The organism is Bacillus sp. NPDC077411 (assembly GCF_044543425.1).
Lineage (GTDB): Bacteria > Bacillota > Bacilli > Bacillales > Bacillaceae_G > Bacillus_A > Bacillus_A bruguierae.
Genome location: NZ_JBITWA010000005.1, coordinates 187542 through 206405, shown reverse-complemented (window position 1 = coordinate 206405; position 18864 = coordinate 187542). Strand labels below are relative to the sequence as shown.

General features: G+C 34.5%; 19 protein-coding genes and 1 pseudogene. 16 read left to right on the top strand and 4 right to left on the bottom strand.

Annotated features, from left to right (window positions below; all coding sequences use genetic code 11):
* The first annotated feature begins 127 nt into the window (after nt 1–127).
* From ACIGHG_RS09600 to ACIGHG_RS09580, 5 genes are all read left to right on the top strand, one after another.
* A complete protein-coding gene (locus tag ACIGHG_RS09600; RefSeq protein WP_396548243.1) occupies nt 128–1786 on the top strand; it encodes a peptide ABC transporter substrate-binding protein in 1659 nt (552 codons plus the stop codon).
* Between the two features lie 56 nt (nt 1787–1842).
* Complete coding sequence (gene fosB, locus ACIGHG_RS09595; protein WP_090911906.1) at nt 1843–2259, top strand: FosB/FosD family fosfomycin resistance bacillithiol transferase; 417 nt, start codon at nt 1843–1845, stop codon at nt 2257–2259.
* Nucleotides 2260–2274: 15 nt separating this feature from the next.
* Nucleotides 2275–2820: a short-chain dehydrogenase gene (locus ACIGHG_RS09590; RefSeq protein WP_396548240.1), complete on the top strand. Its 546-nt coding sequence runs from the start codon at nt 2275–2277 to the stop codon at nt 2818–2820.
* Between the two features lie 14 nt (nt 2821–2834).
* The gene (locus tag ACIGHG_RS09585) at nt 2835–3452 is read left to right on the top strand and encodes a phosphoserine phosphatase 1 (protein WP_336472770.1); all 618 of its coding nucleotides are present in this window, start codon (nt 2835–2837) and stop codon (nt 3450–3452) included.
* Nucleotides 3453–3666: 214 nt separating this feature from the next.
* Nucleotides 3667–4107, top strand: a complete 441-nt coding sequence (locus ACIGHG_RS09580; protein WP_396548292.1) for a hypothetical protein — start codon at nt 3667–3669, stop codon at nt 4105–4107.
* A gap of 21 nt (nt 4108–4128) precedes the next feature.
* On the opposite strand, the pseudogene ACIGHG_RS09575 reads toward ACIGHG_RS09580, so the two are convergent.
* Nucleotides 4129–4173 (bottom strand): annotated as a pseudogene (locus ACIGHG_RS09575) (hypothetical protein); the annotation flags it as partial.
* Between the two features lie 421 nt (nt 4174–4594).
* Between ACIGHG_RS09575 and ACIGHG_RS09570 the strand changes: the two are divergent.
* From ACIGHG_RS09570 to ACIGHG_RS09540, 7 genes are all read left to right on the top strand, one after another.
* Nucleotides 4595–5668 carry a CotH kinase family protein gene (locus tag ACIGHG_RS09570; RefSeq protein ID WP_336472768.1) on the top strand — a complete coding sequence of 358 codons (1074 nt, stop codon included), beginning with the start codon at nt 4595–4597 and terminating at the stop codon, nt 5666–5668.
* A gap of 82 nt (nt 5669–5750) precedes the next feature.
* Nucleotides 5751–6368, top strand: coding sequence for an NUDIX hydrolase (locus ACIGHG_RS09565; RefSeq protein ID WP_336472767.1), 618 nt, complete (start codon nt 5751–5753; stop codon nt 6366–6368).
* An 807-nt stretch (nt 6369–7175) separates the two neighbouring features.
* On the top strand, nt 7176–7778 hold the full coding sequence (gene uptA / locus ACIGHG_RS09560) for an undecaprenyl phosphate transporter UptA (RefSeq protein WP_336472766.1): 603 nt from the start codon (nt 7176–7178) through the stop codon (nt 7776–7778).
* A gap of 269 nt (nt 7779–8047) precedes the next feature.
* The gene (locus ACIGHG_RS09555; protein ID WP_336472765.1) at nt 8048–9427 is read left to right on the top strand and encodes a putative polysaccharide biosynthesis protein; all 1380 of its coding nucleotides are present in this window, start codon (nt 8048–8050) and stop codon (nt 9425–9427) included.
* A gap of 187 nt (nt 9428–9614) precedes the next feature.
* Nucleotides 9615–10556: a magnesium transporter CorA family protein gene (locus tag ACIGHG_RS09550; protein ID WP_090911894.1), complete on the top strand. Its 942-nt coding sequence runs from the start codon at nt 9615–9617 to the stop codon at nt 10554–10556.
* Between the two features lie 211 nt (nt 10557–10767).
* Nucleotides 10768–11664: a permease gene (locus ACIGHG_RS09545; protein ID WP_090911892.1), complete on the top strand. Its 897-nt coding sequence runs from the start codon at nt 10768–10770 to the stop codon at nt 11662–11664.
* A 3-nt stretch (nt 11665–11667) separates the two neighbouring features.
* Nucleotides 11668–12537: a TIGR03943 family putative permease subunit gene (locus ACIGHG_RS09540; protein ID WP_336472764.1), complete on the top strand. Its 870-nt coding sequence runs from the start codon at nt 11668–11670 to the stop codon at nt 12535–12537.
* 602 nt (nt 12538–13139) lie between these two features.
* Here the strand turns inward: ACIGHG_RS09540 and ACIGHG_RS09535 are convergent.
* Nucleotides 13140–13229: a YjcZ family sporulation protein gene (locus ACIGHG_RS09535; protein WP_020060957.1), complete on the bottom strand. Its 90-nt coding sequence runs from the start codon at nt 13227–13229 to the stop codon at nt 13140–13142.
* A 657-nt stretch (nt 13230–13886) separates the two neighbouring features.
* Between ACIGHG_RS09535 and ACIGHG_RS09530 the strand changes: the two genes are divergently transcribed.
* The 3 genes from ACIGHG_RS09530 to ACIGHG_RS09520 all read left to right on the top strand — a co-directional run bounded on the left by ACIGHG_RS09530 (nt 13887) and on the right by ACIGHG_RS09520 (nt 15767).
* A complete protein-coding gene (locus ACIGHG_RS09530; protein ID WP_336472763.1) occupies nt 13887–14345 on the top strand; it encodes a spore coat protein in 459 nt (152 codons plus the stop codon).
* Between the two features lie 501 nt (nt 14346–14846).
* Nucleotides 14847–15041: a hypothetical protein gene (locus tag ACIGHG_RS09525; RefSeq protein WP_336472762.1), complete on the top strand. Its 195-nt coding sequence runs from the start codon at nt 14847–14849 to the stop codon at nt 15039–15041.
* Between the two features lie 105 nt (nt 15042–15146).
* A complete protein-coding gene (locus ACIGHG_RS09520) occupies nt 15147–15767 on the top strand; it encodes an NAD(P)-dependent oxidoreductase (RefSeq protein ID WP_336472761.1) in 621 nt (206 codons plus the stop codon).
* Nucleotides 15768–15792: 25 nt separating this feature from the next.
* Here the strand turns inward: ACIGHG_RS09520 and ACIGHG_RS09515 are convergent, their stop codons facing one another.
* Both ACIGHG_RS09515 and ACIGHG_RS09510 read right to left on the bottom strand, forming a co-directional pair.
* Nucleotides 15793–16275, bottom strand: coding sequence for a DUF456 domain-containing protein (locus tag ACIGHG_RS09515; protein WP_336472760.1), 483 nt, complete (start codon nt 16273–16275; stop codon nt 15793–15795).
* Nucleotides 16272–17585, bottom strand: a complete 1314-nt coding sequence (locus ACIGHG_RS09510) for a hemolysin family protein (protein WP_336472759.1) — start codon at nt 17583–17585, stop codon at nt 16272–16274. The genes ACIGHG_RS09515 and ACIGHG_RS09510 overlap by 4 nt, the downstream gene beginning before the upstream one ends.
* A gap of 619 nt (nt 17586–18204) precedes the next feature.
* Between ACIGHG_RS09510 and ACIGHG_RS09505 the strand changes: the two genes are divergently transcribed.
* Complete coding sequence (locus tag ACIGHG_RS09505; RefSeq protein WP_336472758.1) at nt 18205–18489, top strand: hypothetical protein; 285 nt, start codon at nt 18205–18207, stop codon at nt 18487–18489.
* The last annotated feature ends 375 nt before the right edge of the window (nt 18490–18864 follow it).

Genomic DNA, 18864 nt, shown 5'->3' with positions numbered 1-18864 from the left:
TGACGTGTGTCACTTTTTAATTTTTTAAAAGATAGTATTTGAAATTATCAGAAAATTATGTATAATACTATTCAAGAGAGTTGGTCTTATTTTTAGTTGTTACAAAGAGAAAGAGGGGAAATGGTCTATGAAAAAGAAGGTTTCACTTATTACAGCACTTGCACTTTCTACGAGTGTGTTAGTTGCAGGGTGTGGAAATGGGGAAAAAGCATCAACAACTGAAAAGGGAAAAGAAGGAAATGCAGCACTTGCTGATAAACAAGTATTAAATTTACTAGAAACAGCAGAAATTCCTACTATGGATACGTCAAAGGCAACTGATGGTGTATCATTTCGGGTATTTGTAAACGCGATGGAAGGATTATACCGCTTAGATAAAGAGAATAAACCAACACCTGGTGTGGCAAAGGACGTGAAAATTAGCGAGGATAAGAAAACATACACATTTCATTTACGAGATACAAAGTGGTCTAATGGAGAATCTGTAAAAGCACAAGACTTTGTGTTTGCTTGGCGTCGTGCTGTCGATAAAGCAACAGCATCAGAATATGCTTTTATTTTGTTCGATGTTAAAAATGCTGAGAAAATTAATAAAGGAGAATTACCGCTTGAACAGCTTGGTGTTACAGCAAAAGATGATAAAACATTAGTGGTTGAGTTAGAGAAACCTACACCATATTTTCTAGATCTTACAACATTCCCAACATTTTTCCCATTGAATGAAAAATATGTAAAAGAACAAGGGGACAAATATGCATTAGAATCAGATAAGTTATTATATAACGGACCATTTGTGATGAGTGAATGGAAGCATGAACGAAGTTATCAGTTAAAGAAAAATCCGAACTATTGGGATAAAGATAATGTGAAATTAGAGGAAATTAATGTAAGTGTTGTAAAGGAAACATCAACAGCTGTAAATTTATATGATAGTAACGAAGTAGATCGAGTCATTTTAAGCTCGGAGTTTGTTGATAAATATAAGAAAAGTGAAGAATTTAAATCGGAATTAGATTCACGTATGTATTTTATTCGTTTCAATCAGAAAAATCAGATTTTTTCGAATAAAAAAGTACGTCAAGCTATTGATTTATCATATGATAAAAAGGGAATTACAAATGTGATTTTAAACGATGGATCATTACCTGCATATTACTTAGTAGCACAAAAATTTACAAAAGGACCAGATGGAAAAGACTTCCGCGAAACAAATAAAAACTTTCATGATGGTAAAGATAATGCAGCAAAAGCAAAAAAACTATGGGAAGAAGCGAAAAAAGAGTTAGGGCAAGATACAATTACAGTTGAAATGTTGAACTATGATAAGGATAACTTGAAAAAAGTTGGAGAATATATTAAAGCAGAATTGGAGAAAAACTTACCTGGTTTGAAAGTGAATATGAAACAGCAGCCGTTTAAACAAAAGTTAGAGTTAGAAAAGAAATTAGAATATGAGTTCTCTTTATCATCATGGGGCCCAGATTATCCAGATCCAATGACATTTATTGATATGTTTATTACAGATAGTGCATTTAACGAAATGGCATATTCTAATAAGAAATATGATGAACTAGTTGCGAAAGCAAAAGGTGAGTTGTTAACCGATGAGAAAGCACGATGGAAGGCTCTTTCTGAAGCAGAGAAAATTCTATTTGATGATGCAGCCATTTCTCCGGTTTATCAGCAGGGCGTTGCTTTTCTTGAGAAATCTAAGGTGAAAGGAACTGTTAAGCATACATTTGGAGGAGATTTTAGTTATAAATGGACATATATTACAAAAAAATAGTACGATAAAGATGCGCGAATATTGCGCATCTTTTTTGCTGTGAGGGGATAATGACAATGATAAAAGGAATGAATCATCTTTGTTTTTCTGTTTCAAATTTAGAGGAATCTATACAATTTTATGAACAAGTGTTGGAAGGGAAGTTACTTGTAAAAGGTAGAACACTTGCCTATTTCGACCTGTGCGGAATGTGGGTTGCATTAAATGAAGAAAAGGATATTCCAAGAAGGGAAATCTATCAATCGTATACACATATTGCGTTTTCGATAGAAAAAGAAGATTTTAAAGCTTTATTACATCGTCTTGAAGTGAATAAAGTACATATTCTACAAGGACGAGAGCGTGATGTACGAGATTGCCATTCTATTTATTTTACAGACCCAGATGGACATAAATTTGAATTTCATACAGGGACGCTGCAAGAGAGATTGCAATATTATAAAGAAGAAAAACCGCATATGCTGTTTTACTAAATATGGAAAGGGGATATGCATGTACTTATTGTTGGGGGAACTGGCATGTTACAGAAAGTATCAAAGTGGTTTGCTGAGCAAGAGCTTCATACTTCTGTAATCGGTCGAAACATAAAACGCCTAAAGGAAATAGAAGATTCATGTGATATTCCTGAAAGAGTTACATGTCTAGCGGTTGATTATCATAATAGTGATGAGTTGCGTGTTAAAATTAAAAGTTCAATTCAAAAAAACGGACCAGTCACGCTTGTAGTTGCTTGGATTCATTCAACGGCTGTAGATGCATTGCAAATCATTAGTGAGGAGATTGAAAGATTTTCAAAAGAATGGGAATTGTTTCATATAATTGGAAGCAGTGCTTACAAATCAGGGAAAAAAATAAGATGCTCTTCTTTATGTAGATATTATCGAATTATATTAGGTTTTATAGTAGAAGAAAAACGTTCGAGATGGTTAACACATGATGAGATTGCGAGTGGTGTTATAGCCGGAATTCAACACAAACAACGGGAATGGATTGTCGGAACATTAGAACCGTGGGATGCTAGACCGAGTTGGTAAAGGAGAAAATGATGATGAAAACAATGTTATATATTACGCGTCACGGGGAAACAGAATGGAATGTAGAAAAAAGAATGCAAGGCAGAAAAAATTCAAATTTAACGGAAACGGGAATACTACAAGCAAAACAATTAGGGAAACGTATGAAAGATATGCAGCTTGATGTTATTTACAGCAGTCCAAGCGGAAGAGCAATGCATACAGCTCAGTTAATTAAAGGAGACAGAGATATTCCAATTGTAGCAGATGAACATTTATATGAAATTGATATGGGAGTTTGGGAAGGACATACACAAGTTGAATTACAGGAGAAATATCCGAAAGAGTTTCATTTATTTTGGAATGCACCGCATCAATATGAATCAAAATCAGGGGAAAGCTTTTATGATGCAAGAACACGTATGTTAAATGGACTTGAATACATACTAAAAAAACATGAAGGAGAAAGTGTTTTAATTGTTTCTCATGCTATTACTTCATTACTTATGATGGGGTATTTTGAACAGCGCCTCATTGAAAACATATGGAATGGTCCTTTTATGCATAGCGCAAGTTTAAGTATGATTGAAGTGAAAGAAGGAGAAAATAAAATTCACTTATTTGCTGATATTGCGCATTTTGAAGAGGTGTAAATGTTTATAAAGGAAAATTTTTATTCTTGGTGGAGATGAAAAAGTAATTTGTTTTAATAGATAAATAGACCGCTTAAAGCGGTCTATTTGCATTTTTGAAAAAGAGAAGGATATTTTTGCTATGTTATAGAGCGGAATTAGAGCATATATTATATTATCAATCAGAGCGACGAGAACGACCGAGAGAACCGAGAGGGCCAAGAGGACCGGAACGATGAGAGCGACGAGAACGAGAGCGGCGAGAACGAGAGCGGCGAGAACGAGAGCGACGAGAACGAGAGCGACGAGAACGAGAGCGACGAGAACGAGAGCGACGAGAACGAGAGCGACGGGAACGAGAACGACGGGAACGAGAGCGACGAGAACAGCGGGAACGACGAGAACGAGAGCGTTTAGAACAGCGGGAACGACGAGAACGAGAGCGTTTAGAACAGCGGGAACGACGAGAACGAGAGCGTTTGGAACAGCGGGAACGACGAGAGCGGTGAGAACGAGAACGGCAAGAGGAAAGAAAACGCCAAGAGCGGCAAGTGCAACGAGAACGATGAGAACGAGAACGTTTAGAGCAACGAGAACGACGAGAACGAGAGCGGTCAGAACAGCGGGAACGACGAGAGCGGCGAGAACAGCGAGAGCGCTTAGGTTCTTGGCATAGAAAGGTTTCCATTCCAGCACCTTTTACCTCTTCTACTGCTTTTTGAATGTCATTTCTTGAATACATTTAAGAAAAGCCTCCTTAATAAAAAATGAGATTGTATCTATTGTTGAATTTTGAATAATAAACTTTCTATTAATAAGGTATGTCGACTAGATAAATTGTGTTTGTTCTTTTTGAAAAATGGTGTTATATCCTAAAGGAAACAGACTGTGATAGGTAGCCTGCTTTTTAGGAATTAGTATTTTGATCTGCAGGAACGATGTGAGTATTTTGAGAGTTTTCATCTTTTTGAATAGTACCTCTGTAAAGGGCGCCTCCTTATTTCGAAAAGGAAATTCTTTTCGTACTATTACATTATGAAGCATTTATTTTTTTGCATAGGAGAAGCGTATATAGCTAATCAAAATGAATATATAGTGGATGTGGCAATTGGGGAAGGAAGGGCATACATTGGTTGTAGATGAAAGAGAAGGGAAGGGAGAAAATGATACCTTCTTATGATTTTTTTATTCACCCAATGTATATCGTTGAGTTACGAAAAGATGTTTGGTCTGATGATCCTGTTCCAGCTAAGTTAACATATGATAAAAGAAAGTATGATATTGATATCGTATATCGCGGCTCTCATATTCGGAAATTGAAGAAAAAATCATATCATGTGATGTTCTATAAACCTAAATTTTTCCAAGGTGTGCAAGAGCTGCATTTTAATTCGGAATTTAATGATCCTTCTTTAATACGAAATAAGTTATCACTAGATTTTTTTTCAGACATTGGCACGTTATCACCGAAGGCGCAACATGTTCTTGTGAAGGTTAATAATAGATTTGAAGGAGTTTATTTACAGTTAGAATCGGTAGATGAAAATTTTTTGCGGAGACGAAATTTACCAAAGGGCTCGATTTACTATGCAGTCGATGATGATGCGAATTTTTCATTAGTAAGTGAGTTAGATAAAGATATAAAAAAGAAATTGTCCTTAGGGTATGAGTTGAAATGTGGAAATGAACATAGTGAAGGATATATTAGTGAATTTATCTATCAACTGAATACAATTTCCAGAGCAGCTTATGAAAAAAAAATCGTAAAATATGTCGATGTCGATAAATATTTAAGATGGTTAGCGGGTGTTGTATGCACGCAAAACTTTGATGGATTTGTGCACAATTATGCACTCTATCACAATGAAGAAACAAAGTTGTTTGAAATGATTCCATGGGACTATGATGCAACGTGGGGACGAGATGTACAAGGTCGAAAGATGGGGCATGATTACATTCGTATTCAAGGATTTAATACGTTAAGTGCTAGATTACTTGATGTTGATGTTTTTAGAAAGCAATATAAAAAAATTTTGAAAGATATACTCTCTCATCAATTTACAGTAGAATATATAAAACCGAAAGTAGAGGGAATGCACGAAGAACTTCGTCCACATATTGTGCAAGATCCGTATGTGAAATCGAAAATAGATGTATTTGATAGTGAGCCAAGTTTGATTTTTCGATATATAGAAAAACGTCGTGAATTTATACGAGAACATTTAGATAAATTATGAAGATGAACAAAAAAGAGATTGAACAATCAATCTCTTTTTTTGTTATATAATAAGTGTAAACTAAATTGAAGAAGGTGAAATAATGGAAATAAAATGGATTGAATGGGTAAAACAAATACAAGCAATTGCGCAGGCTGGATTAGCATATTCAAAAGATGTATATGATATAGAACGTTTTCAAGACCTTCGGAAATTATCAATTGAAATGATGGCACATTATACAAAAACAGATTGGGAAGTGATTGAGCATTTATTTGCCAATGAAACGGGTTATCAAACTCCCAAAGTAGATATACGAGCGGTCGTGTTTCAAGAAGGAAAGTTACTTTTTGTAAAAGAGAAAAGTGATGGAAAATGGGCACTTCCAGGTGGATGGGCTGATATTGGATATACACCTACGGAAGTTGCGCGAAAAGAAGTTTTAGAAGAAACAGGTTACAAAGTAGAAAACTTTCGTTTACTATCTATCTTTGATAAACAGAAACATCAGCCATCACCTTCTGCAATAGATGTATATAAAATATTTATTAGCTGTGAAATAGTAGGTGGTGAAAGACAAGTTGGTATTGAAACGGAAGATGTTCGCTTTTTTGGAGAAGAAGGATTGCCAGAACTATCAATAGGAAGAAATACAGAATGGCAAATCCGGCAAATGTTTGCTTATATGAAAGATCCGAATAAAGAAAGATTGGTTGATTAAGCAATAACGAAGATTATATAAATACAAATTAAGAAATCGACATAAAAACTCCCTTTCTTTTTAGGCGGGCGAGAGTATCTGGCTATGCATAGAAGCGGTCAGGGCCTTTTCTGCCACATGCAAGGTTTCAAACAAAAGGAGAAAGTAAGTAGTGGTCGTGTTGTATTGTACATAGTAACAACTTATATGTCGAAAAATTAAAATGGATATATATACGAAAAGCTATTTTGGTCATTTATAATGTTTTTTCTAATATGATTTTTGGTTCGCCTTTTTCATCAGTATATGTACGATAATATTAAATCTGTGCTTAATACTTAATATTAGCATGCTTCTCCATTTGTTTTTTGTTTGGATTGTTTTGTAGCTATTCTCTTTACACCATTTATGCTGCATATGCATAAGTTCTGAAGAAATGCCTTGTTTTCTGTAGTTTGGATGTACATCACCAATCCAACTATAGAAATGATTTTCTCTTCTTTCAAAGCCAATTACAGTTTCATGATCGAGTGCAAGTGCTAAAAGTAGACGTCTTTTCGTTCATTTCTTTTAGTAGATTTGTATTAGGAACTTGGAAAATTTCTTTGTGAAGAATTAGTAAATTTTTTATAACTTGCTTGTTTTTTGGAATAATTTCTAGTAATCTATATTCCATCGTGCACTTTCTCCTTTCGAAATAGAAATGTTAAGTATGTTTTTTTATTATTGCATAATTTTATACTATTAAGTAGTAGCATATTGGCAAGGATAGATTTTTATGAAATAATAAGAAAGTGTGTGTGCGTAGAAAAAAGGAGATAATGAAGAATGTTAGCAAATTTAGTTGAGCAGTTACTACAATTTTTTATAAGTCTGGGCTATTCTGGGATTGCGCTAGGACTTATGATCGAAATTATTCCGAGTGAAATTGTATTATCTTATGCGGGTTATTTAGTTGCTAAGGGAGAAATTAATTTCGTTGGGGCAGTGATTGCCGGAACGATTGGTGGAACGTTAGCGCAAATTTTCTTGTATTGGCTTGGATATTACGGCGGACGTCCGGTTGTTGAAAAATACGGTAAATATTTATTAATTAAAAAGCACCATTTAGATGTAGCAGAAGAATGGTTTAAGCGATATGGTGCAGGCGTGATTTTCTCTGCACGCTTTATCCCATTTGTACGTCATGCAATATCGATTCCAGCAGGACTAGCTAAAATGTCATTGCAACGATTTACAGCATATACAGTACTTGCAATTATTCCGTGGTCTATCCTGTTTATTTATTTAGGTGAAAAACTTGGCGGGAATTGGCGTCATATTAAAGAATATGCTGCTGACTACACGCATTATTTCATCGCAGGGGCGATTCTTTTTATTGCTGTATACATAGGTATGAAATTATTGAAAAAAAGAAAAGCAGGTCGTTAAAGTCAATGAATTTTCATTGGCTTTTTTTCTTTGTTTATCCCGCTATTTGTGGGCAGTAAGACTCCCACCTCAAGATTCAAAGAGAAACAAAGAAGATAGGTGGGGGATGAAGAAAACCCCCACTGACGGAAGTTTCACTTTATTGTACTATTCGCGGGCAGTAAGACCACATCTTAAGGCTCTGAGAGATTAAAGTTTTATCTTATATAAGTTCTAAAAGTAGAAAGTTGTCCATATGGTGTAGTAAAACAGTATAGCGGAGGAATTTCATGAAAGGGTCACCGTTTTTACGCGGAACATTCTTTTTAACAATGGCAACGATGATTTCGAAAATGTTAGGTTTTATATATGTAATTCCTTTTACAGCGATGGTTGGAACGGGAGGATATGTATTATATACATATGCTTATCGTCCTTATACACTTATGCTTAGCATCGCAACGATGGGACTTCCTTTAGCTGTCTCCAAAATGGTATCTAAATATAATGAATTAGACGATTATTATACGGTGAAACGAGTATTAAAAAGCGGGCTTATTTTTATGGGGTGTATGGGAGTTATAGCGTTTTTATTGTTATACTGTTTAGCTCCCTATCTCGCAAAGGTTGTTATTGATAGCGGAGATCAAACGGGTAATAGTGTAACTGCTGTTACATATAATATTCAAATTGTAAGCTTTGCTTTACTAATTGTTCCTTCTATGAGCTTATTACGTGGATTTTTTCAAGGGTTTCAATCGATGGGACCATCTGCTTTAAGCGTAGTAGTAGAACAGTTTTTTCGCGTGTTAACAATCTTAATCGGAAGTTTTGCAGTGCTTCATTTATACAAAGAATCAACAGCGTTGGCGGTTGGAGTTGCTACGTTTGGTGCCTTTATAGGAGCTGTAGCAGGACTTGGAATATTAATTGCATATTATTTAAAGAGAAGGCGTCATTTAAAGAAAAAAGAAAATATGAGTGTTCCGCAAACAACAAAATCATTTTTCGCACTGTACAAAGAATTATTTGCATACTCTATTCCATTTGTTGTTGTTGGTCTTGCAATTCCCTTGTATCAAACAATTGATACATTTACAATTAATAAGCTATTAATGCAAATGGGATATTTACAGCGGGAAGCGGAAAAAATAAATGCTGTGATTGGGCTCGTACAAATGGTTGTGTTAATTCCAGTTTCGGTTGCTACAGCTTTTAGTATGTCACTCGTTCCTGAGATGACAAAGGCGTATACAGCAAAAAATGACCAGTTATTATATAAACACTTTACGAGAACAAATTTACTTGTAGTATTCCTAACGATTCCAGCATCGTTAGGAATGATGGTTTTAGCTGAACCAGTATATACATTACTATTTGGTATGGGAAATGATCCTGCGTTAGGAAGTGTGATTTTACGCTATTACGCCCCGGCTTGTATATTATTTTCGCTCTTTGCGGTAACAGCGGCCATGCTACAAGGGATTAATCAACAGGGAAAAACAGTAATTGGTTTGTTTATAGGAATAGGGATAAAAATTGTGCTAAATATTGTGTTGCTTCCACAATTTGACTATATTAGTTTTGTTATTGCGACATATGCTGGTTATACTGTTTCTGTTTCGTTTAACTTGTGGATACTTTCTAAATATGTTATAAAAGCAACATAATGTCTATAAAAGACAGAGAATGCTCTGTCTTTTTCTATTTGAATAATTTGTGAAGAAAAGCGTTTTCAAAATAATTTTCTATTGAAATCTTTTCATTTGTTTCATATGCTGAAAATGGCGGTTTAAAATAGACTGTTATTTCAAAGTGAGGTTGATTCCTACATGTAAAAAGAATCGGGGTGATAGTATGTTAAATATTTATTTAACAGACCGAAACGGAAAACTACAAGAGATTGAGGAGATTCAAAAAGGTTGTTGGATTAATGTACTCCATCCAACAGAGGAAGAAATTCAATTTTTAGTTCAAACATTAAATGTTGAACTGGACTTCATTAAAGACCCCTTGGATGATGAGGAACGTTCGCGTATTGAAAAAGAGGATGATAATGCCTTAATCATCGTTGATATCCCAACAGTGAGACATGATGAAGAAGGGAATTCAATGTATGATACGATTCCAATTGGTATGATTGTCATGCCGGAATGTTTTGTTACAATTTGTTTGGAAGAAAATCCGATTTTTGAACGCTTTATTAATCAGCGTATTAAAGAATTTTATACTTTTAAAAAGACACGTTTCGCACTGCAGCTCTTATATACGATCTCTACTTATTATTTACGTTATTTAAAACAGATTAATCGAAAAACAACTGATTTAGAGCAGGAGCTCAATAAATCGATGAAAAATAAAGAGATTTTTACGTTATTAGGGCTTGAAAAAAGCTTAGTGTACTTTACGACATCTTTAAAGGCAAATAAGATTGTGATTCAAAAATTGATGCGAAATAATACATTTTTGAAAATGTATGAAGATGATCAAGATTTACTGGAAGATGTCTTAATTGAAAATAAGCAGGCAATTGAGATGGCCGAAATATATAGCAATATTTTAAGTGGTATGATGAATACATTTAGTTCTGTCATTTCTAATAATTTAAACAGTGTTATGAAGTTTTTAACTTCGATGACAATTATATTATCAGTGCCAACAATGGTTTCCAGCTTTTTTGGAATGAATGTTCCAGTTCCTTTAAGTGAAAACCCTCATGGTTTTTTAATGGCTATGATTATATCTGCAATCTTATCTTGCGTAATGGCCTTTATTTTTTGGAAGAAACGTTATTTTTAATATGAAACTCAGCTGTTTTGGAAATGTTCCAAAACAGCTTTTTTGCTATAAAGTGTCGAGGAATTAGCATTTTTGTGTAGTGCTATTCATTAATTTACGAAATAAAATGTGTATAATATACCATTTAGGTTAATTTTTATAACTACTTGTTCAATCTGTGGATTACAGTTACAATTACATATTGTTAATGAAAAGATAGGGGATATGCATCATGGAAATGTTTCATTTACCAAAAGCGTTCCTGCAAATGAATACGATTTTTATTTCAATTTTAATTGAAGCACTGCCATTTGTATTAATTGGTGTATTTATTTCAGGATTCATTCAAATGTTTGTGACAGAAGATATGGTAGCAAAATGGATGCCAAAGAATCGTTTTCTGTCTGTATTATTAGCAGTTTTTCTAGGGATGATGTTCCCAGGGTGTGAATGTGGAATTGTTCCAATCGTTCGGCGCCTTATTGGGAAAGGAGTACCACCATATGCAGGGATTGCTTTCATGCTGACTGGACCAATTATTAATCCTGTCGTTTTATTTGCGACATATGTAGCGTTTGGTAGCAGTATGCATATGGTTTGGTATCGCGCTATTGTCGCCATTATTGTCGCTGTTATTGTTGGTCTTGTTTTATCGTTTATGTTTAAAGATCATCAACTACGGAATACTAATTTTCCGGTGGTAGATCATAATCGACCATTTCGTCAAAAATTTTGGGACGTATGTACACATGCTGTTGAAGAGTTTTTCTCAATGGGGAAATTTTTAATTATTGGTGCACTAATTGCGGCAAGCGTACAAACTTTTGTGAAGACTTCAACACTCCTTGCAATTGGACAAGGACCGTATTCTTCACCAATTGTTATGATGGGACTTGCTTTTATTTTATCATTATGTTCAGAAGCTGATGCGTTTATTGCATCTTCATTCCAAAGTACATTTTCAACAGCGTCTCTCGTTGCGTTTCTTGTATACGGACCGATGGTAGATATTAAAAATATGTTTATGATGCTTGCGACTTTTAAAACACGTTTTGTTATTGTTGTTATCGTTTTAATTACAGTTGTTGTTTATGCAAGCTCACTACTCATTTATATGATGGGGTGGTAATCGATGTTTCGAGCTTATATTTTACTTGGATTTACAATTTTGTTGGCACAACTTCATATTTCTGGTGATATCACAAAATATATAAATATGAAATACGCGTATCTATCAAAAACAGCAGCGATTATTTTAGGATTTTTAACTGTGATCCAAATGATTATTGTATTTCAAAAAGAGCATGGAAAACATAATCATAATCATGAATGCGGGTGTAATGAAAGTCACTGTGGTCATGATCATTCAAAAGATGAAAACACATGGTGGAAACGTACTATCGCGTATACGCTATTTTGCTTTCCAATTATTTCGGGACTCTTTTTTCCGATTGCAATGTTAGATTCTGACATCGTAAAAGCAAAAGGATTTCATTTCCCGGTTGCGCAGCCAGAAAGTAAAGACCCGTTTATGAATCGGCAGTTTTTAAGACCTGATACGAGCATTTATTATGCAAAAGAAGGATATCGGGAAGTTATGGAAAAAGAGAAGAAGCAATTTGTGACAAAAGATAAAATCGCTTTAGATGACGCAAACTTTTTGAAAGGAATGGAAGTTGTTTATAACTATCCTGGTGAATTTACCGGTAAAACAATTTCTTTTAAAGGTTTTGTCTTTCGTGATGATTCTGCTAAAAAAGAACAATACTTTTTATTTCGCTTTGGAATTATACACTGTGTTGCGGATTCAGGTGTATATGGAATGCTGGTCAAGAAGCCTGAAGATGCCCAGTGGAAAAATGATGAGTGGATTCAAGTTGAAGGAACAATTTCAACAGAGTTTTATCAGCCGTTTCATGCAAATATCCCTGTATTAAAAGTTACAAAATGGAACACAGTAGAATCACCAAAAGAGCAATATGTATACCGAGGAGCCGATTGATAAAATCGGCTTCTTTTTTATAGATGTAAAGTAGATAAGGGAGACTCCTGTTGTTTAAAATTTCACCTTATCATTATATATATCCGTTTTAATCTTGCGATATCTTTGTCTAGCTCTGCCTCCTAAGCCCTCATGTCTAAGAACCTTCCACACGAGAAGGTAAAAAGCACCTTCTGTGTGAAAGAACCTTAGCCAACGGGCCTAAACAGTCGGCGGCGCTTTTCTTTATGATCCAGCTCCAGCGGCTAGAACAGTCGGTGGCTTCGCGTCTTCCACCGAGGCAAAAAGCGCCTCTATGTCAGAAGCTCCATCCCCCTCTTGTTCTGAGCGAGCCGCTTCCGCTTTTCTTTATAAGTTGCTGCTATGCAGAATACAACATAATCGCTACTTGCTTACTCCTTTTGTTTTAAACATTGCATGTGATAGGAAAACGGTCCTGACCGTTGTTATGCATGGCCAGATGCTCTCGCCCGCCTAAAAAGAAAGGAGCTTTTTATGTCGGTTTTTTAACTTGTATATATAGAAAAAGAACATCTAAACATTAGATGTTCTTTTTCATAGTTTTTTTGTCTGCATAAAAGTTGTATGAAGCGGATAGCTAATTAGCAAAAGCAAGCAGCACCAACAATAATTAAGAGGATAAATAATACAACAACTAATGCAAACCCGCCGCCGTGAGATCCAAAGCCCATTGTTTTTTCCTCCTTTTGTTATAAGGTACATAATACAATATGCACTTTTGTAATGGTTTGACTGGGATATATGCCATATAAAGATGTTTTTTTATCTCGCTATTCGTGGGCAGTAATACTTCCACCTCAAAATTCGGTAAAGCATTGTCCAGCTCCAGTGGCTAGAATGTTCGGTGGCTTCGCTTCTTCGTACGAGGTAAAAAACCCCCTCTACGTCAGAAGCTCCATCCCCCTCACATTCTGAACGAGCCACTTCCGCTTTTCTTAAGAAGTTAGGTGGGAGATAAACTGCTGGCATGCGCCCGATTGGTTTAACTAATAATCAGTGGGAGATGAAGAAAACCCCCACTGATTAAAGTTTCACTTTATTGTATAGGGATAGAGGGAGAAGGAAACATATAAGAATGATGATTTAAAAGCGGTGCTTTGTTATGAAAGCAGGCCTTATAAATTACGGGGTTCTAGAGCGGAAGTATATCAACATTGAGATGGTTTTTTCATGGGAAAGTGACACTTATGGATGATGGAGTTGTATATAGATTTTCAGCAAACAACACAATTTTTGAAAACATAAGTATAGGGGAGTTTTGTAAGATTCACAAAAGTTCTGTCGTTCTATTTAGAGCATACATATCAGTAGAGAGGAGGGAATATTGAATGGACTATATTGAAAAACTCATGGTATATAGTTATGAAGTGATATGTGTGATTGGTGAATATATGAAAGAAGTACGAGATCATGAATTAAAAGAATTGCTACAACAACATTTACCGTACTTATTGCAGGCATACAATGAGCAGATTAATTTTCAAGAAGGTGAAAATGTGCAGCATATCATTGGCCAGTATCCAGTTTCATCCTCAATGGAAATGATTCATACAAACTATAATGGACAAAAAGGTGATATAGAAATTGCTTTTTCGTATATTTCATATTTAAAACGGTTGGCACTTGAATATGCGCAAGTAGCAACTCAAGTAGCAAATCCAGAATTTCGCTCCTTTTTAGAAAGTTGTTTTTTGAAAATGAATCGAAATGCATACAGTGTATGGCAATATGTGATGAAAAAAGAATATAGCATACAAGCAATAATGGATGAAGAAAAATATGGGTGAAAAAGACAGCAATACCGCTGTCTTTTTATACTTATTTTGTTAAAATTCTACGTTTCTAAGTCGCTATATTCTCAAAAGACAAAACCTGATTAGTATCGCAATCGTATGAACTAAAATGTTATATATAAAGCCGTTTTAATGTTCGACATTTTTGTCTAGCTCTGCCTCCTAAGCCCTCATGTCTAAGAACTTTCCACACGAGAAGGTAAAAAACACCTTCTGTGTGAAAGAACCTTAGCCAACGGGCCTAAACAGTCGGCTCCGCTTTTCTTTATAAGTCACTGCTATGCAGAATACACCATGACCGCTCCTATGCATGGCCAGGTGCTCTCGCCCTCCCATAAAAAAGAAAGTGGTTTTATGTCGCTTTTTAACTTATATATAGTTAAAATTTAGAAAATTAACAATGATTTACTATTTCTTTACTAATTTATAATATTTCCTTTAAAAAAGAGAAGTAATATGAGAATGTACATATTCTATCAAAAGGGGGATAAGCAAATGAATAAATGGGTTAAATCGTTAACTGTAGTTGCACTTGCTAGTTCTTTATTTGTGGTAGGTTGTGGTAAGAGTGAGGAAAAGAAAGAAGAGACGACGCAACAAGAAGATAAGACAACTGATAAAGAAACAAGTGGGGAAGTAAAAGATAAAAAATCGAAAGAAAGTTCTTCAAGCTCTACTGAAAAGAAATAAATGTTATATGATGATAGAAGCTTTCTCGATCAATGAGAAAGCTTTTTTGTTGTGTATTTTTGCTTTTTCAGAAATAATAGAGAGATTGAAAGGGTGTGATTTAGTATGAATATATGTTTATTTGGAGCAACAGGTCGAGTTGGAGTCGAAATTTTAAAATTTGCATTACAGGATAATCATAAGGTGACAGCGCTTGTGAGAAATAAAGAGAAGCTACAAATACAACATGAGAATTTTCGTGTAATAGAAGGAAATGTATGGAATGAAGAAGATGTGAAAGAGTGTGTAAAGGGAGCGGATGTTGTAATTAGTGCACTTGGTACCGATGGAAACGGCACGTTATCAAAAAGTTTGCCAAATATTATAGACGCTATGAACAAGGATGGGATTATAAGAATTATAACAATTGGAACGGCTGGAATTTTGCAGGCACGTGTGAATCCGCAATTATATCGCTTTCAATCCAGTGAATCACGTCGAAAGACAACGGCTGCAGCGGAAGACCATGTAGCGGCCTATTTAGCTTTAGCGAATAGCAAATTACAATGGACGATTGTCTGTCCAACACACTTAATAGATGGAGAAGAAACAGCTATTTATCGTACTGAAGAAGATGTGTTACCGCTAGATGGTATGAAGATTACAGTTGGAGATACAGCTCATTTTGCTTATCAATTACTTTATCATGATATTCATTATAAAAAACGAGTTGGCATTGCCTATTAAAAAGCCATCCTTATGATAAGGATGGCTAAAAAAGAATATAGCATACAAATATAATAATCATAATGATTTGTAAAATCGCTTTAGCTATCGTGCTGCTTAGAAATCCGATGACGGTTGCAACCCCAACCATAAAGGCTTCTTGCGGTGCTTTTTTATGCATTAATTCTGTTACGAAAACGGAAAGGAATGGGATAATAATCAGTCCAAATGGAGGAAAAAAGAACGATCCAACAATGATCGAAACCATACCGATACGTTCGCTCCATTTTGTACTTCCGTACTTTTTTAAGAAATAGCTATTTGTAATAAAATCAGCAATGAAAATAATAATTGTAAATATAATTTGAACGATCCAAAATGACGTTGTTAATTGCAAGTGGTTAATTCCAAATTGATAAATGAAAAATCCAGCCCATAAAGCGAGTATACCTGGAATGACCGGGTAGATGAACGCGATAAACGATATAATAAAACAAGCGATAATACATATAGTTAATAAGATATTCACGACATAACTCCTTTTTGTGCATCTATTTTATTAACCGCAATTTTTTTTACTTGATGTCCATCTAATTCTAATGCTTTAAACTGATAATTTTCATATTGAATCATATGACCAGGCTCAATATTTATGTCAATGGTTTGTGACAAAAACCATCCTCCAATTGTATCTAAATCACTATCATCAATATGAAGACCTAACATATCATTTACATCAGAAATAAGTACTTTTCCATCAAGTACCGTTAATGTCGGATTGCGTTTCTCAATCATTGGTGTTTCATCTATGTCAAATTCGTCTTGTATTTCTCCAATAATTTCTTCAATAATATCTTCCATTGTAAGAAGACCTGCAGTTCCACCGTATTCATCCATAATAATTGCTAGTTGGACACGATTTTTTTGTAGATGAATGAGTGCCTTTTTAATTGGTACAGTTTCGAATACTGTTAAAACAGGATGTATGTATGATTGTAGCGGTTTGAAAATCCCCTTTGTTTGATCATGGAAGATTTCTTTTGTATTAATTATACCGACAATATCATCTTTATCTTTTCCGATAACTGGATAGCGCGTATATTTTTCATTGGATATAATTTCCATATTTTCCGTTGATGAATTTTCAGTTGACAAACAAATCATTTCAGTACGCGGAACCATAATCTCTTTTGCGACACGGTCATCGAATTCAAAAATATTGTTTACATATTTGTATTCTGATTGATTAATTTCTCCGCTCTTGTAGCTTTCACTTAAAATAAGGCGTAACTCTTCTTCAGAGTGAGAAAGTTCATTTTCTTTTACTGGTTGTAATCCAAATAGTTTTGTGAAAAAGAGCGCGGTGCTATTTAATAACCAGATAAAAGGATACATTATTTTATCAAATAGAATTAAAGGTCTTGCGAACTTTAATGTAATTTGTTCGGCCTTTTGAATAGCAAATGATTTCGGAACGAGTTCACCTAGTACAACATGAAAGAACGTAATAATGCTAAAAGCCATAACAAAAGATAACGTATGTGCCATGGCGCCTGTTATATTTATTTTTTCAAAAAGCGGCTTCAATAAATGTTCCACAGTAGGTTCACCAAGCCAACCGAGCCCTAAAGATGTAATCGTAATGCCAAGCTGACAAGCAGATAAGTATACATCTAAATTTGAAATAACTTTTCTTGCTAGGATTGCTTGTTTGTTACCTTCATTGGCAAGTTGATCAATCCGACTTTTGCGTACTTTAACAACAGCAAATTCTGATGCAACGAAAAAGCCAGAAATAAGAATGAGTAAAGCTATGAGAAAAAGATTTAATATGTCCAAGGATATTCTTTATTCTAAAATAAAATTAGAATAAAGATGTCACCTCCTGAATAAAAGTTTTACTTTAATAATATATGGAAAAGGAAAGAATAGTCAAAGAAAGCAGAGAGAGAATGTAATATTTTAATAAAAATCCAGCTATAAGAGGGATAGGAGGGGCGATAAAAGTTTTGATGTATTGGTCCTTATTAGCGATTTTAAAGAGGGAACCGCCAATAAGGATCTCAATTCGTTAACTAATAATTAGTTGGAAGAAATGGTTTACTTTATTGTTGTGCGAGATAGGTTATAAATGTGCTCGGTATGGCGATTTCTTTTCCATATGATTTGTAAGAGAGAAAGTAGCTTGTATGGGATGTACAGTAATAAAAGGCTTATTGTAACAAGGGTGGGGGAAGTAACACAGTATTGCACAATAAATTGAAATATCCCATTTACATGAAAAATACATTCCATATATGTAAAGGAAATCAATATAGAACCAATGATAGACTTATGATTTGCAAGCAGAGAAACGAGCAGTGTATTACTAAAAAAAGCTGAATCATGTATATGTGTTGTTTTTTGAGCTGTATACAAGAAAGGAATCCATTTTTTGATGCTCTGGATTATAATGACCATGGACGTACTACAAATAATTAAAAGAGAGGAAAAGTATGGAAAGGATATGTATGATGCTACGAATAGACAAAGAATAATGACGCTACATTGTAGTAAAACAGTGCCAAATGAAAATGGAACCCAACGTAAAACTAAAAAATGCTTTCTATTTTTAGGAGATAATCTAGTAAAAAATCGACCAATTCCAAGGCTGATGAAAAAACCAACAGTAAGTGAAAAGAAGAATCGTATCATAGATAAAAAATATAATTTCCATATGTATGGGAACGATGAAGTTGAATGAAATGATTTTGTCATATTTTCTGGATGGTAAGAAAAGAAAAAGAATGGTTCATGAATCCAATCTGTTATTGGAATAGCAATGGAACGAAAATGTATTAAATGATTAATCATTGTATGTAATACTTCAGAATAGGATTGTTCACTGTTTAGAAAAACAGAAGGAATTGGACTAATAAGGATAATGACCATCATCCCCAAAAGACAACGATATACATAGGAAATAATAGAAGTCGCCATATACCTCCACCTTTTCTCGGAATATTCTGAAAATTATTTCTATTATTGTAACGTTTTTTTCTAGAATACACAAGCTCTTTTAGGTAGGAAAGAAAATCTTTATATAGTATTTCCCTCGATATTTGTTGGGAAAATGAAA